12 protein-coding genes are annotated in these 13,507 nt (G+C 64.1%); 4 read left to right on the top strand and 8 right to left on the bottom strand.

The features are described from left to right. Positions 1–11: 11 nt before the first annotated feature. Positions 12–1,103, top strand: a complete 1,092-nt coding sequence (gene flhB, locus PZ895_RS17945; protein ID WP_275840353.1) for a flagellar biosynthesis protein FlhB — start codon at positions 12–14, stop codon at positions 1,101–1,103. Continuing rightward, positions 1,100–1,540, top strand: a complete 441-nt coding sequence (locus PZ895_RS17940; RefSeq protein WP_275840352.1) for a hypothetical protein — start codon at positions 1,100–1,102, stop codon at positions 1,538–1,540. The genes flhB and PZ895_RS17940 overlap by 4 nt, the downstream gene beginning before the upstream one ends. Positions 1,541–1,685: 145 nt before the next feature. Here the strand turns inward: PZ895_RS17940 and PZ895_RS17935 are convergent, their stop codons facing one another. The 7 genes from PZ895_RS17935 to PZ895_RS17905 form a co-directional block, all read right to left on the bottom strand. Beyond that, positions 1,686–2,399 (bottom strand): helix-turn-helix transcriptional regulator, encoded by a 714-nt coding sequence (locus PZ895_RS17935; RefSeq protein WP_275840351.1) that lies wholly within the window; start codon positions 2,397–2,399, stop codon positions 1,686–1,688. Then, a complete protein-coding gene (locus PZ895_RS17930; protein WP_275840350.1) occupies positions 2,399–3,076 on the bottom strand; it encodes a LuxR C-terminal-related transcriptional regulator in 678 nt (225 codons plus the stop codon). Before PZ895_RS17930 ends, PZ895_RS17935 begins: the two co-directional genes overlap by 1 nt. Before the next feature lie 351 nt (positions 3,077–3,427). Further along, entirely contained in the window at positions 3,428–4,465 is a 1,038-nt protein-coding gene (locus PZ895_RS17925; protein WP_275840349.1) for an extracellular solute-binding protein, read from the bottom strand. 28 nt (positions 4,466–4,493) lie between these two features. After that, positions 4,494–5,300: an ABC transporter permease gene (locus tag PZ895_RS17920; protein WP_275840348.1), complete on the bottom strand. Its 807-nt coding sequence runs from the start codon at positions 5,298–5,300 to the stop codon at positions 4,494–4,496. Further along, complete coding sequence (locus tag PZ895_RS17915) at positions 5,293–6,237, bottom strand: ABC transporter permease (RefSeq protein WP_275840347.1); 945 nt, start codon at positions 6,235–6,237, stop codon at positions 5,293–5,295. Before PZ895_RS17915 ends, PZ895_RS17920 begins: the two co-directional genes overlap by 8 nt. Then, the gene (locus tag PZ895_RS17910) at positions 6,234–7,331 is read right to left on the bottom strand and encodes an ABC transporter ATP-binding protein (protein WP_275840346.1); all 1,098 of its coding nucleotides are present in this window, start codon (positions 7,329–7,331) and stop codon (positions 6,234–6,236) included. Before PZ895_RS17910 ends, PZ895_RS17915 begins: the two co-directional genes overlap by 4 nt. Positions 7,332–7,423: 92 nt before the next feature. Continuing rightward, positions 7,424–9,058 carry an amidohydrolase gene (locus PZ895_RS17905; protein ID WP_275840593.1) on the bottom strand — a complete coding sequence of 545 codons (1,635 nt, stop codon included), beginning with the start codon at positions 9,056–9,058 and terminating at the stop codon, positions 7,424–7,426. 187 nt (positions 9,059–9,245) lie between these two features. On the opposite strand from PZ895_RS17905, the gene PZ895_RS17900 reads away from it, so the two are divergent. Together PZ895_RS17900 and ligD are read left to right on the top strand one after the other, a co-directional pair. Continuing rightward, entirely contained in the window at positions 9,246–10,076 is an 831-nt protein-coding gene (locus PZ895_RS17900; RefSeq protein ID WP_275840345.1) for a Ku protein, read from the top strand. A 1-nt stretch (position 10,077) separates the two neighbouring features. Then, positions 10,078–12,567, top strand: a complete 2,490-nt coding sequence (gene ligD / locus PZ895_RS17895) for a DNA ligase D (protein WP_275840344.1) — start codon at positions 10,078–10,080, stop codon at positions 12,565–12,567. Positions 12,568–12,689: 122 nt separating this feature from the next. Here ligD and PZ895_RS17890 read toward each other — a convergent pair whose 3' ends face one another. Continuing rightward, on the bottom strand, positions 12,690–13,502 hold the full coding sequence (locus PZ895_RS17890; RefSeq protein WP_275840343.1) for a Ku protein: 813 nt from the start codon (positions 13,500–13,502) through the stop codon (positions 12,690–12,692). Between the last annotated feature and the right edge of the window lie 5 nt (positions 13,503–13,507).

Below are 13,507 nucleotides of genomic sequence, written 5' to 3'. Positions count from 1 at the left end.
CGCACTGAGCGATGAGCGAGGGCGCGGACAAGGAAAGCAAGACAGAAGAGGCGACCGAGAAGAAGATTCAGGACAGCCTCGACAAGGGACAGATACCTGTCGCCAAGGAAATCTCGGCCGTCGCCTCGTTCCTTGCCATCCTGACCTTCTTCATGTTCTTTGCCCAGAGCGGCTTCATGCAGCTTGGCGCCTTTCTGTCGATCTTCCTCGAACGGCCCCACGAATGGAGCCTTTCGACCCAGCCCGATGCCGTGAACATCTACCGTCTCGTCGTGATGGAGATCGCGAAGGCGCTGGTCGCCCTTCTGGTCCTGATGATGCTGGCGGCGATCGTCGCCTCGGTCGTGCAGAACATGCCCCGAATGGTGCCGGACCGCATCCAGCCGAAACTCTCGCGCATCTCGCTCAAGAAGGGTTGGGAAAGGCTCTTCGGGCAGCAGGGCTGGGTCGAGTTCGGCAAGTCGCTCGGCAAGATCTTCATCGTCGGCGGCTTCGTCGTCTTCGCCATGCGCGAGGCGCAGTCGCGGCTGCTCGACGGGATGCTGACGCCGCCCGACGTCTTCGCCAGCACGATTCGGCAGGTTGCCATCGAGATCGTCGTCTCGATCGTCCTGATCATGGTCGTGATCGCGGCGGCCGATCTCCTGTGGTCGCGCTTCCACTGGCGCCAGGAATTGAGGATGACCCGGCAGGAGGTCAAGGACGAGATCAAGCAGACGGACGGCGATCCGATCGTCAAGTCGCGCCTGCGCTCGTTGCAGCGCGACCGCGCGCGCCAGCGCATGATGACGTCTGTGCCGACCGCGACGCTGATCATCGCCAATCCCACCCACTATGCGATCGCGCTGCGCTATGTGCGCGACGAGATGGCCGCCCCGACGGTCGTCGCCAAGGGGCAGGATCTGATCGCCCTGAAGATTCGCGAGATCGCCGAGGAGAACGGCGTGCCGGTGTTCGAGAATGTCGATCTCGCCCGCTCCATGTATAAGCAAGTTTCGGTCGATAAGGTGATCCCGCCTGAATTCTACCAGGCTGTCGCCGAACTGGTCCGCATCGTCTACGGCCAGAAGGGGCAGCCTTCCGCGGGAAGCCGACAACAATGATAAAACAGCCCCACACCGAAGCCCGCGAGATCATCGTCGCCGATGCGATCCGCGACGTCGTCAGCGAATTGCGCCTGGTCGACATCGCCGACTACATCGCCTTCATCCGCATGGAGCGGTTCGCCTCCGTGGCGGACCTCGTGGATTCGGCGGCGGAACTCTATTTCATGCCCGGAACGCTCAGGCTCGGCCATGGCGGCGAGGCTCATGCCTGCTGGACGCTGCCGCCGCGCATCGCGCTCGATCTCGAACTTCACCCGCGCGGCGCCAAGGTGTTCTTCACCCTGACGCTGGCCGACGAGACGGCGTCGGTCGAACTCAACTATGTCTCGTTCGACGATGCGTCGGACGATGCGGACCTGAACACGATGCGGCTGAAGACGAGCCTCGACGATGCGCGCCTCAGAGCCAGCGAGCCGCTGCGCAAGGCTGGATGATCAGGATGCGTCGACATTCAAGCCTGAGCGGCCTGCAAATGTCAGCTTCCTGCGTTTCCGGTGCTCATGTACCCGAACGTACATTCCGCTCCGGTTCTCGAAAGCTGTCATTTTCGACTCGCACAGGCCCGAATTTCAACACACCCTAGGAAATGATGCCGGCGCGCAGCGCCTTGGCGACGGCGTGCATCCGATTGACCGCGTCGAGTTTTTCGGCGGCCGCGGCGACATACTGATTGGCCGTATGCACCGACAGGCCGAGGCGGTCGGCGATCTGCTCGCTGGTCAGTCCGTCGGCGGTCAGCCGCAGGCATTCGATGTCGCGTTTCGACAGGCCGTGGCGCAGGCGCGGTTCGGGCGCGCGCAGGTCGCACGCGGCGCGGAAGAGCGAAAAGGCACGCAGATGCGCGCGCATCAGGCGCTCCTCCCCGACATTCATGTCCGGGCCGCTGAGTGCGACGAGCCCGCGCCGCCCGCATGGCGCATGGACGGGAAGGACGACGCTCGTCTCATTGCCCGGAAGTGCGGGCGCGCAAGCCTGGCCATGAAGGGCGGGACGCTCGAGCGAGGCGGAAAAGATGGTCGGCTGGGCGCGGGACACGGCCTGCTGAAGGTCCGCGCTCTCGCCGGGCGCCGTCAGCGCCCGCGAAAGGGCGGAGAGGCCGGGATAGCTCGAATCGAGGAAAGGCAGGAGCGAAAGGCGGCTGTCACGATAGGCGGCGAAGGCGATGGCGAAGCGCTTCGCCTCCACCATCACGGCAAGTTCCCGACCCCGTTCGACGACGGCGAGGAAGGCGCGCGAGACTTCGCGTTCCATCCCGTCTGCGGCGATATGCGGATCGGGGCCGTCCTGGAGCATCAGATCATGCCGGAGCGGATCGCGGTGGCGATCGCCATGGCGCGGTTGGTGGCCGCGACCTTCTGGATCGCCTTGGCGATATAGGCATTGATGGTGTTGGCCGAGACGCCGAGGATCATCGCGACCTCCTCGGTGGTCTTGCCTTCGGCGACCCAGCTCAGGCACTCCTTTTCGCGCACGGAGAGCGGCGAGGCGGTCTCGGCCTTCGCCTTCAGCCGCTGCGAGATGGCGTAGATGGAACGCATCTGCGCAAGTTCGGCTTCCTCGACGCACAATGCGCCGTCGTCGCCCGCGCAGTAGACGGCTATGAAAAGCGCCTCGCCGACGGGAAGGCTCTGGCAGATGAGGCTCGAATAGCCGCTGTCGCGCGCGGCAAGCGAAACGTCTTCGGGAATTGCGGGTGCGTCGAGCGCGATGGCCTTTGCGGTCTCGCCTGGCGCGCAGGCGATTCCTGCCCCGGCGAGCCGATTGAGGCCGTCCGAGCCGATTTCCGCGATCATGTCGAACGGCCAGTCGCAGGCGATCAGTCCGACGCTGCCGGTCTGCGGGCGGTGTTCGAAGAGCAGATAGGCATCGGCGCCGATGCGGCGCGCAAAGCCGCGCATCAGGACGCCCAGTTCACGCAGGCCGGAAGCTGCGATGCGGTCGGTGCGAAAGGTCGAGAAAGCTTCGGTCATCGCGGTCTGTCGTCGTCCCATTCGATATCAGGCGGGCCAGCGCATGGACGCACCCAGCCCTCGCCGCCATGTCGCCATGGCAGTCGCAAAACGCATTGAACTCTCGACAAAGCGAAGTCGCCCCCGCGGGACCTTGCGCGATCCGTCACCCAAGCCAGGTGCGCTGAACGATCGCAAAGCACCACTCGTCCCTGTCAACAGAGTTACGTAAAGGCTTGATTCGCGTCAAGATTCGCCACGACAAGTTTCGCGCGTTCACGGACCGCGAGGACGGGTGAGTCTTTCATGCAACACATGAAAAAGCGCCGGCTCGGAAGCCGGCGCTTTCAAAAGACAAGACGCAAGAACGGCTTAGCGCAAAAGTTCGGTCCAGATCTGGGTGTAGATCTGCTGCGTTTCGGCCGGGCAGGTGACGGAGAAATATCCGGCCGGCTCGTGTTCGGCAGGAACGACGATCTCGGGCGCCGTGGTCATGTCCTCGGGCATGAACTCTTCCGAGCCCTCGACGCCGTTCGCATAGCGCGCGAATTCGGAGATCATGGCGGCGTTCTCGGGCTCGAGCACGAAGTTCAGGAATGTCTTGGCGTTTTCCGGGTTCTGCGCATCGGCGAGGATCGCTGCCGAATCCATCCAGACCGGATAGCCTTCCTTCGGATAGCCATAGGCAAGGTCGTCGTTCTGGAGTCGGGCGCGCATCGAGGCGCCGTTCCAGTAGACGCCGGCGGCGATGTCGCCGGCCGCATAGGCGTCGACCGTGCCGTAATCGAGCGCGATCCAGTGTTGCTTGGCCTCCATCAGCTTGTCGCGCGCCTGGCGCAGGACGTCGCGGTCGGTCGAGCACTGTTCGCCGCCGACATAGCGCACGGCAAGGTTCATCACGTCGGTCATTTCGGGAATGACGTTGATCTTGCCCTTCAATTCGTCCGGCGGGTCGAGGAAGATGGCGGAGGTGTTGATGTCGCCGTCATAGACGGAGGTGTTGACGATGACGCCGGTCGTGCCCCACTGCCACGGAATCGTGTGCGTGCGGTTCGGGTCCCATTCGACATCGCGCCAACGCTCGGCGATGTTCGCCATATTCGGAATTTCCTCCGGGTCGAGTTCCATCAGGAGCCCGGCCTCGACCCAGATCGGGACGTAATTGTTCGACGGCACGACGATGTCGAAGCCATGGCCGCCGGCGCGGATGCGGGTCAGCGCGGTGTCGTTGGAATCGAAATCGGTAACGGTGACGTTGATGCCGGTTTCGGCCTCGAACTTCTCGATCATTTCGGGGCTCGTATAGTTGCCCCAATTGTAGATGTTGAGCTGGCCGCCATCCTGCGCGGCGCTGAGCGCGGTCGAGGCGGCAAGCGCGCCTGCCGCCAATATCAGTCCTGTGGTTCTCATCTTCGGCACTCCCATTCGGTTCCGGTTTTCAGGCTTTCTTGCGTGACAAAAGGAAGAAGACGGTCACGGCGATCAGGGACAGGAGAAGGAAGAGCGTGGAGATGGCGTTCATCTCCGGCGTGATGACGCGGCGCATCTGACCCAGCATGTAGGTCGGCAGCGTATCCTGTCCGGCTGATTTGATGAATTCGGTGATGACGACGGTGTCGAGCGAGGTGACAAAGGCGAGCATGAAGCCGGCGATGATCCCCGGCACGAGCAGCGGCAGCGTCACATGGCGAAATGACTGGAACGGCGTGGCGTAAAGGTCTGCGGCGGCGCGCTCCAGCGTCAGGTCCATCGTCTCCAGCCGCGCGCGGATCGGCAGATAGGCGAAGGGAATGCAAAAGGCCGTGTGCGCGGCGACGAGATAGCCGAGGCCCTGATAGCCGGTCGATACCTTGATCATGGCGAAGAAGATCAGGAGCGCCACGCCGGTCACGATTTCGGGCACCATCAGCGGCTGGTTGATCAGCGCATAGACCATGGTCTGGCCGGGAAAGCGGCGCTCGTTTCGCGTGGTGGCGAGCGCGGCCATCGTGGCGAGGATCGTCGCCAGCGTCGCCGCCCACGCGGCGATGACGAGCGAGCGGATGGAGACGTCCTGCACCTGCCGGTTGTTCAGCGCCGCCTCGTACCAGCGCAGCGAAAACCCCTCCCAGCGCGCCATCGAGGCGGCTTCGTTGAAGGAATAGACGACGAGGGTGACGATCGGCAGATAAAGGAAGACGAAGGTGATCATCGCGACCGTCGCGAAGCCGGGCAGGCTGGCGATGGAGAAGTTGCGCTTACCCATGCCGCTGACCCTCGGGCTGCGAAGTCGAGCGGATGTAGAAGAGCAGCGCAAAGACGACGATGACGAGCAGCGTCAGCGCGAGCGCCGAGCCGAGCGGCCAGTTGCGGCCCTGGCCGAACTGAAGCTCGATCAAATTGCCCAGCATCAGGTTGCGCCCGCCGCCGAGGATGCGCGGCGTCACATAGGCGCCGATAGCGGGGATGAAAACGAGGATGGAGCCGGCGATGAAGCCCGGCTTCACCAGTGGCAGGACGATGTGCCAGAGAACGCGCAGGCGGCTGGCGTAGAGATCGTAGCCGGCCTCGAGCAGCTTGAAATCCAGCTTTTCCATGCTCGCATAGAGCGGCAGCACCATCAGCGGCAGAAAGACGTAGGCCATGCCGAGCATGATGGCGAAATCGGTGTAGAGCATCTGGATCGGCGCGGAGATGATTCCCAGGCCGCGCAGCACGTTGTTCACCAGCCCCTCGTTGCGGATGACTTCCTGGATGGCGAAGGTGCGGATGACGAGATTGGTCCAGAACGGAATGGTGACGAGGAAGAGCCAGATCGGCCGCACGTCGGGCGCCCGCGTGGCGATGAACCAGGCCGTCGGAAAGCCGAGGATGGCTGCGAAGAAGGTCGTATAGAGCGCCAGCTTGATCGAGCGCCAGAAGATGTCGAGATGGGCGGTGGCGGGCGCCACCGTCTCGTCGAAAATGTCGCGCGTGAAGAAGACCTGGAACCAGCCTTCGGTGGAAAAATTCCAGATCACGCCGCCGAAATTGCCGGGCTCCAGGAAGGAATAGACCAGCACGATCAAAAGCGGCCCGGAGGCGGCGAGCAACAGCACGACGAGCGCCGGCGCGACGAGCCACCAACGCCAGGCGATGTCGCCGCGCCCTGCCTTCGGCTTGGCCGTGTCCGCGCCGTGCGGCGCCAGTTCGACCGCGCTCATCCGCGCACCACCTGGACGGCGCCTTCGGGAATCGCGATCGAGACGGCGTCGCCGGTGTCGGGCAGGCCGGCGGGCATGGCCGCGTTCTGGCTGCGCAGGATGAAGAGATCGCCCGTGTCGAGGCGGACATGGAAATGCGTGTCGGTGCCGAAATAGACGGCGTTCTCGACCGTGCCCTTGAGCGGGCCGTCGGCGGCGAGCTTGGCGTGTTCGGGACGCACGACCAGCGTGACCTGATCGCCTTCGCTCGGCGACAGACCTTTCGGCAGGCCGGCGTCCAGCGCCTGGCCCGACGACAGCCGCACCGTTGCGGACTGGCCGTTCGCGCGCTCGACCTTGCCCGCGATGAAGTTGGTGTCGCCGATGAAGTCGGCGACGAAGCGCTCGGCCGGGTGATTGTAGATTTCGCGCGGCGGGCCGACCTGGAGCACCTTTCCCGCGCTCATGACCGCAATGCGGTCCGACATGGTCAAAGCCTCTTCCTGGTCGTGCGTGACGAAGATGAAGGTGATGCCGGTTTCGGCCTGAAGGCGCTTCAGTTCGACCTGCATTTCCTTGCGCAGTTTCAGGTCGAGCGCGGAAAGCGGTTCGTCGAGAAGAAGCACGCGTGGGCGCGGCGCAAGCGCGCGGGCCAGCGCCACGCGCTGCTGCTGGCCGCCGGAAATCTGCGCCGGCCTGCGGTTCGCCATCGGCTCCATCTTCACCAGTTTCAGCATTTCCGAAACCGTCGCCTCGATTTCGGCTTTCGGCTTGCCCAGCATCTTGAGCGCGAAGCCGATATTCTGCGCCACCGTCATGTGCGGGAAGAGCGCGTAGGACTGGAAGACGGTGTTGACGGGCCGCTTGTTGGGCGGCAGATCGGCGATGTCCGAGCCGCCGAGCCTGATGCGGCCGGATGTCGGCTGCTCGAAGCCGGCGATCATGCGCAGGAGCGTGGTCTTGCCGCAGCCCGATGGACCCAGAAGCGTGAAGAACTCGTTTTCCGGTATGGTCAGGCTGACATCGTCGAGCGCCCGAACCGCATCGTCGCCGCTACCGAATATCTTGCTCAGCTTCTCGACTTCGATGTCCGAACGGGTCGTTGAGGGTGGCAAGCGCGTCTCCGTATCGGTTGAATGGCTCTAGCCTAACCGTTTCGAACTCGAATTCACCCCAAAAATGAGGAAGTTGGGGAATTTTTGCCCGTTCAACCGGAGGTGGTCGATGCGTCGTAGGAGACCTTTCCGCCGCAGACGGTCATCGCAACGGCGAGCGTGTCGATGGCCTCTGGCGCCAGGGCCTCGATGTCGCCGTCGAGAAGGACGAAATCGGCAAGATAGCCCGGTTTCAGCCGGCCGAGCCGGTCGTCGGCGAAGCCGGCATAGGCGCCCTTGGCGGTGTAGGCTTCGATCGCCTCGTGCAGCGTGAAGGACTGGTCGGGCATGTCGTCGGCCCATTTCTCGCGCGTGACGGCGGCCTTGATGCCGCGCAGGACCGAAATGTCCGAAACCGGCCAGTCCGAGGCGAAGCAGATTTGCGCCCCCGCATCCTTCAGTGTCCGCCAGGCGTAAGCGTAGGGCCAGCGGTCGCGGCCGATGACGGAAATCGTCGGCTCCAGCGGGAAATCCATCGCGCCGGGCGGGTGGGGTGGCTGCATCGACGCGACGACGCCGAGTTCGGCGAAGCGCGGAATATCGGCCGGCGTCGTCACCTCGATATGCTCGATGCGGTGGCGGCTGTCGCGCGCGCCATTGGCCTTTCGCGCCGCCTCGTAACCGTCGAGCACCGCGCGCACGGCGCCGTCGCCGATTGCGTGGACGGCGATCTGGAGCCCGCGCCGGTCGATCTCGATCGCCAGTTCCTTGAACCGTTCGGGCGAGAAGAGCGGCTCGCCATGCCAGCCCGGTTTGCCGGCATAGGGTTCGATCATGACCGCGGTCCATCCGTCGAGGACGCCGTCATAGAACAATTTGACGAAGCCCGACGACAGCCAATCCGACTTGTAGGTCGCCGCCATGTGCGAGGCTTTTTCGAGCGCTTCGGGCTCCATGAAGTTCTTGAAGTGGAACGGCACCTTGACGCGAACGTCGAGCGCGCCTTCGGCCTCGATCTCGGAAAGAAGTTCGAGCGTGTAGAGATTGCCGTCCATGTTGTGGATCGAGGTGATGCCGTGGCGGGCGGCGAAATCGAGGCCCTTCTTCATGATCGCCCGGTCGGCGGCGCGCTCATCGGCAGTCGGCGCGGGATCGGGCTCGCCGCCGGTGCGCAGCCCCAGACCCGCGCGCTCCTTGCCGGTCAGCGCGACGACGGGGCCGAACGCCTCGGATTCGCGCAATTCTCCATTGGCAAGTCCGTCCTCGCCCATGACGATCTCGTTGCCGGGGCCGAGCGTCCGACCATGCAGCAGACCGGCGGCTTGAAGCGCCGCCGTGTTGGCCCAGACCGTGTGGTGGTCGGCGGCCGACATGGCGAAGGGGCGGTCGGGAAGGATCGCGTCGAGATGGTGGCGGGTGACGCGTTCCTGCGGCGACAAAATCGCATAGTCGGCAAGCTGCGCCATCAGGAAAGGGGCGTCGGGGTTTTGCGCCGCGTAGTTAGTGACGGCCGCCTTCAGCGCCTCGAAACCCTTGACGCCGGCCAGATGCAGGTCGTCGAGTTCGGCTGCGCCGGAGAAAAGGTGCATGTGGCTTTCGACGAAGCCGGGCAGGAGTGAGCGGTCCTTGCCGTCTATGCGGCGCGTCGACGGCCCGGCCAGCGCCTCGATCTCGCGATTGCTTCCGACGCCGATGATGCGGCCTTCCGCGATGGCGATCGCCTCGGCGCGCGGGGCGGCCTCGTCCATGGTGAGAATGCGCGCGTTCGTGACGATGAGTTCGGCGGATTGTGCCAAGATCAAGCCCCTTTGATGCCTTTCGCCATCGTAGGCCGGGCTTTCGGCGCCGGGCAAGTGCTGGCGCAATCGCTTGGGCGGAACAGGCACGACGCTTGCGAGTTCTGGTGATTGCGGCATTGCGTTCGGAGTTCAGCCCTTGGCGCCACGTGCAATCTGGAAAGGTCACCTGAAGATCGGCGAACTCGCCTGCGGCATCGCGCTCTATTCGGCCGCGACGACGTCGGAGCGCGTTTCCTTCCACGTCCTCAACAAGAAGACCGGCAATCGCGTGAAGCGTGAATATGTCGATGCCGAGACCGGCAAGCCGGTCGAGCATGACGATCAGGTCAAGGGCTACGAGACGTCGAAGGGCGCCTATATCCTGCTCGAACCCGAGGAGATCGCGGCGGCGACGCCGCAGAGCGACAAGATGCTGACGGTCGAGCACTTCATTTCCTGCGCCGACGTGGACACGGTCTATTTCGACAAGCCCTACTATCTCGCGCCGGCGGACGACGCCTCGCAGGAGGTGTTCGGGCTGATCCGCGAAGGCATGAAGGCGAAGGGCGTCGCGGCCCTCGCCACCGCCGTCCTCTTCCGGCGCGTGCGCACGGTTCTCATCCACGCGCAGGGGCGGGGGCTGGTCGCCGACACGCTGAATTTCGACTACGAGGTTCGTGCCGCCGACAACGCGTTCGACAAGATCCCGGATCTGAAGATCAAGGGCGAGATGCTCGACCTCGCCAGGCACATCATCTCCACCAAGAGCGGCACGTTCGATCCCGCCAGGTTCGACGATCGCTACGATGCGGCGCTGGCCGATCTCGTCAAGGCGAAGATGGAAGGCAAGGAAATCAGGAAGCCAAAGCGCGAGGCCAAGGGCAAGGTGATCGACCTGATGGACGCGCTGCGCCAGAGCGCCGGCGCGCAGAAGGCAGCGGCGAAACGCAAGCCGAAGACGGAAGCACCGCGACGCAAGGCAAGCTGAGATGGCGCTCGAAACCTACAGGCAGAAGCGCGACTTCAAGAAGACGCCTGAGCCGTCCGGCTCAGTGCGCAAGACCAAATCGAAGGGCAACAGCTTCGTCGTCCAGAAGCACGATGCGACGCGGCTGCACTATGATTTCCGCATCGAGGTGGACGGGGTGCTGGTGAGTTGGGCCGTCACGCGCGGCCCGAGCCTCGTTCCGGGCGAGAAGCGGCTCGCCGTTCAGACGGAAGACCACCCGCTCGACTATGGCGATTTCGAGGGCACCATCCCGAAGGGCGAATATGGCGGCGGCACGGTGATCGTGTGGGATCGCGGGACGTGGAAGCCGGTCGTCGACTACGCCAAGGGCTATAGGAAGGGGCATCTGGAAATCGAGCTTTCCGGCGAAAAGCTCAAGGGCGTCTGGCATCTCGTCCGCATGGCGCGAAAGCCGCGCGAGAAGCGCGACAACTGGCTGATGATCAAGAGCGACGACGAATTCGCACGCTCGCAGGACGACCCGGACATTCTCGAGGAACGGCCGGAATCGGTGAAGACCGGACGGCTGATCGCCGACGTGGCCGGCGAGACGCCGGGCTGGTCGTCGAAGACCGGCAAGCTCGAGACGAAGAAGGCGCCACTGAGGCGCATCAAGGGCGCGAAGACGTCCGGCTATCCGGGCTTCGTCGAGCCGCAATTGGCCACGCTGAAGCCGAATGTGCCGTCGGGCACGCGCTGGCTGCACGAGATCAAGTTCGACGGCTACCGCCTCCAGGCGCATGTGCAGAGCCGCAAGGTGACGCTGTTCACGCGCAGCGGGCTCGACTGGACGGAGAAGTTCGGCGAGGCCGTGCCCGACGCTTTCCGCAAGCTCGCCCTGAAGGACGCCATCATCGACGGCGAACTCGTCGTCGAGGGCAATGGCGGTGCCTCGGATTTTTCCGCGTTGCAGGCCGATCTGAGCGAAGGGCGGTCCGACCGCTTCGTCTTCTACGCCTTCGATCTTCTCTATCTCGACGGGAAGGATTTGCGCGGAACGCCGCTGATCGAGCGCAAGGCGGTGCTGGAAAGGCTGCTCTCGGACGCGCCGAACGCGCTGCGCTTTTCGAGCCATTTCGAGGAAGACGGCGAGATGATCCTGCGCCATGCCTGCCGGCTCAGCCTCGAAGGCGTGATTTCCAAGGTGCGCGACGGCAAGTATGTCTCCGGGCGCGGGCGCGACTGGATCAAGTCGAAATGCGCCGAGCGGCAGGAGTTCGTCATCGGCGGCTATGTGCCGTCCTCGACCTCGAAGACGGCGGTCGGCTCGCTGCTGATCGGCTATCATGAGGGCGGCAGGCTCATCCATGCGGGTCGCGTCGGCACCGGCTTTTCGCGTGCGGTGGCCGAGGATGTGTTCAAGCGATTGAAGGCGATCGAGGAAAAGGACTCACCTTTCGACGGAAAGCTTTCGGCCGAGGCGCGGCGCGGCGCGGTGTTCGTCGAGCCGAAGATGGTCGCGGAAGTGGAGTTCCGCGCGTGGACGGCGGACGGAAACGTGCGACACGCGTCGTTCCGCGGCATCCGCGAGGACAAGCCCGCGGCCGAGATCGTTCGCGAGGGCGGCGCCGAAGAGAAGGCTAAGGACAAGCCCAAGAGCGCGGTGAAGCTCACCCATCCCGACCGGGTCTACTGGAAAGATGCCGGCGTCACCAAGGAGGGGCTGGCGGACTATTATTCGCAGGTCTGGCCGCTGATGGCGCCATTCGTGGTCAACCGGCCGCTGGCCCTGCTTCGTTGCCCGACCGGCATTTCCGGCCAGTGCTTCTTCCAGAAACATGCGTGGAAAGGGCAGAGCAAGGAAATCCTCACCGTCCACGAAAAGCTCGACGATTCGGCCGAGCCCGGCATCGCCATCGACGATCTCGACGGGCTGATCGGCCTGGTCCAGGGCGCGACGCTCGAAATCCACCCCTGGGGCGCGCCGCTTGCCGACATCGAGAAGCCGGACATGATCATCATGGACCTCGATCCCGGCGACGGCGTCGCATGGGAGCGCGTGATCGAGGCGGCTCATGCGGTGCGCGAACGGCTGGAGGCGCATGGGCTGACGGGGTTCATCAAGACGTCCGGCGGCAAGGGGCTGCATGTGGTGGCCCCGGTGAAGCCGAAGGCCGACTGGGATACGGTGAAAGCGTTCACCAAGGCGATCGCGGAGGAAATGGCGGCGGACCAGCCGGATTCCTATGTCACGACGATCACCAAGGCGAAGCGCAAGGGCAAGATCCTGATCGACTATCTGCGCAACGGCCGCGGCATGACCGCCGTCGCGCCCTATTCGACGCGGGCGCGGGAGGGCGCTGCGGTGTCGATGCCGCTGTCGTGGGACGAACTGTCGCCGCAGATCAGGGCGGATCATTACACGGTGGCGAACGCGATGGCGCGGCTCGACAATCTGAAGGTCGATCCGTGGGCGGATTTCAGAAAGGCGGAGGCGGTGATCGGGGGGAAGGGCAAGCGGAGAGGTTGAGGTCCCCTCCCCGTCTCGGGCTATCGCCCGAGCGACCTCTCCCCCGAAGGGGCGAGGAAATGCCATCGTCGATGGCGGCAATCATCCGGCGATATTCGGCCGGAGAGGGGGAGCGCTGCCGCCTACCGCTTCTTCCCCGCCTTTTCGCTGGCAATGCTCTTCTTCAGCGCGTCCATGATGGAAACGACGTTGGAGGGCGTCTCCAACTCAGGCTCGCTTTTGGCCTTCGCCAGCGTCGGCTTCTTCTTTTTTTTCTTCGCCGCAATGATCTTCAGGAGCTTGTCCTGCACCGGGTCCTCGACCAGTTTCGGGTCCCATTTGGTCGAGCGGTCGTCGATCAGCGACTTTACCAGCTTCATCAGCTTCGCTTCGGGCTTGTCGCGCTCGATGTCGGAGAAATATTCGGTCTCCTCGCGCACCTCGTCGCCATAGCGCAGGGTCCAGAGCACGATGCCCTTGCCGCGTGGCTCCAGCATCACCGCGCGCTCGCGGCGGTAGAGGACGACGCGGGAAATGCCGACCTTCTTCGTCGCGCGCATCGCGTCGCGGATGACCGCGAAGGCTTCCTCGCCGACCTGGTCGTCGGGGGCGATATAATGCGGCTTGTCGAGCCAGATCCAGCCGATGGAATCGGCCGGGACGAACTGCTCGATGTCGATGGTGCGGGTACTTTCGAGGGCGACGGCGTCGAGCTCGTCGTCCTCCAGCATGACGTGCTTGTCCTCGCCGATCTCGTAGCCCTTGATCTCGTCATGCTCGCCGAGCGGCTTGCCGGTCACCGCATCGACATAGCGGCTTTCGACGCGGTTGCCGGTCTTCGCGTTGATCGTGTGGAAGCGCAGCTTGTTGTGCGCGGTCGTCGCGGGCGTCATGGAGATGGGGCATGTCACCAGCGACAGCTTCAGATAGCCCTTCCAGAACGACCGCGGCGCCATCTTGA

Source organism: Mesorhizobium sp. YIM 152430 (assembly GCF_029210365.1).
Lineage (GTDB): Bacteria > Pseudomonadota > Alphaproteobacteria > Rhizobiales > Rhizobiaceae > Aliihoeflea.
The sequence above is the reverse complement of the archived record's forward strand: the minus strand, read 5'-3'. Positions and strand labels throughout refer to the sequence as shown.

What these genes read in the sequence shown, in the direction of transcription:
- flhB (WP_275840353.1), top strand. Translation starts at nt 12, where the DNA reads ATGAGCGAGGGCGCGGACAAGGAAAGCAAGACAGAAGAGGCGACCGAG.
- PZ895_RS17940 (WP_275840352.1), top strand. Translation starts at nt 1,100, where the DNA reads ATGATAAAACAGCCCCACACCGAAGCCCGCGAGATCATCGTCGCCGAT.
- PZ895_RS17935 (WP_275840351.1), bottom strand. Translation starts at nt 2,399, where the DNA reads ATGCTCCAGGACGGCCCCGATCCGCATATCGCCGCAGACGGGATGGAA.
- PZ895_RS17930 (WP_275840350.1), bottom strand. Translation starts at nt 3,076, where the DNA reads ATGACCGAAGCTTTCTCGACCTTTCGCACCGACCGCATCGCAGCTTCC.
- PZ895_RS17925 (WP_275840349.1), bottom strand. Translation starts at nt 4,465, where the DNA reads ATGAGAACCACAGGACTGATATTGGCGGCAGGCGCGCTTGCCGCCTCG.
- PZ895_RS17920 (WP_275840348.1), bottom strand. Translation starts at nt 5,300, where the DNA reads ATGGGTAAGCGCAACTTCTCCATCGCCAGCCTGCCCGGCTTCGCGACG.
- PZ895_RS17915 (WP_275840347.1), bottom strand. Translation starts at nt 6,237, where the DNA reads ATGAGCGCGGTCGAACTGGCGCCGCACGGCGCGGACACGGCCAAGCCG.
- PZ895_RS17905 (WP_275840593.1), bottom strand. Translation starts at nt 9,058, where the DNA reads ATGGACGAGGCCGCCCCGCGCGCCGAGGCGATCGCCATCGCGGAAGGC.
- ligD (WP_275840344.1), top strand. Translation starts at nt 10,078, where the DNA reads ATGGCGCTCGAAACCTACAGGCAGAAGCGCGACTTCAAGAAGACGCCT.
- PZ895_RS17890 (WP_275840343.1), bottom strand. Translation starts at nt 13,502, where the DNA reads ATGGCGCCGCGGTCGTTCTGGAAGGGCTATCTGAAGCTGTCGCTGGTG.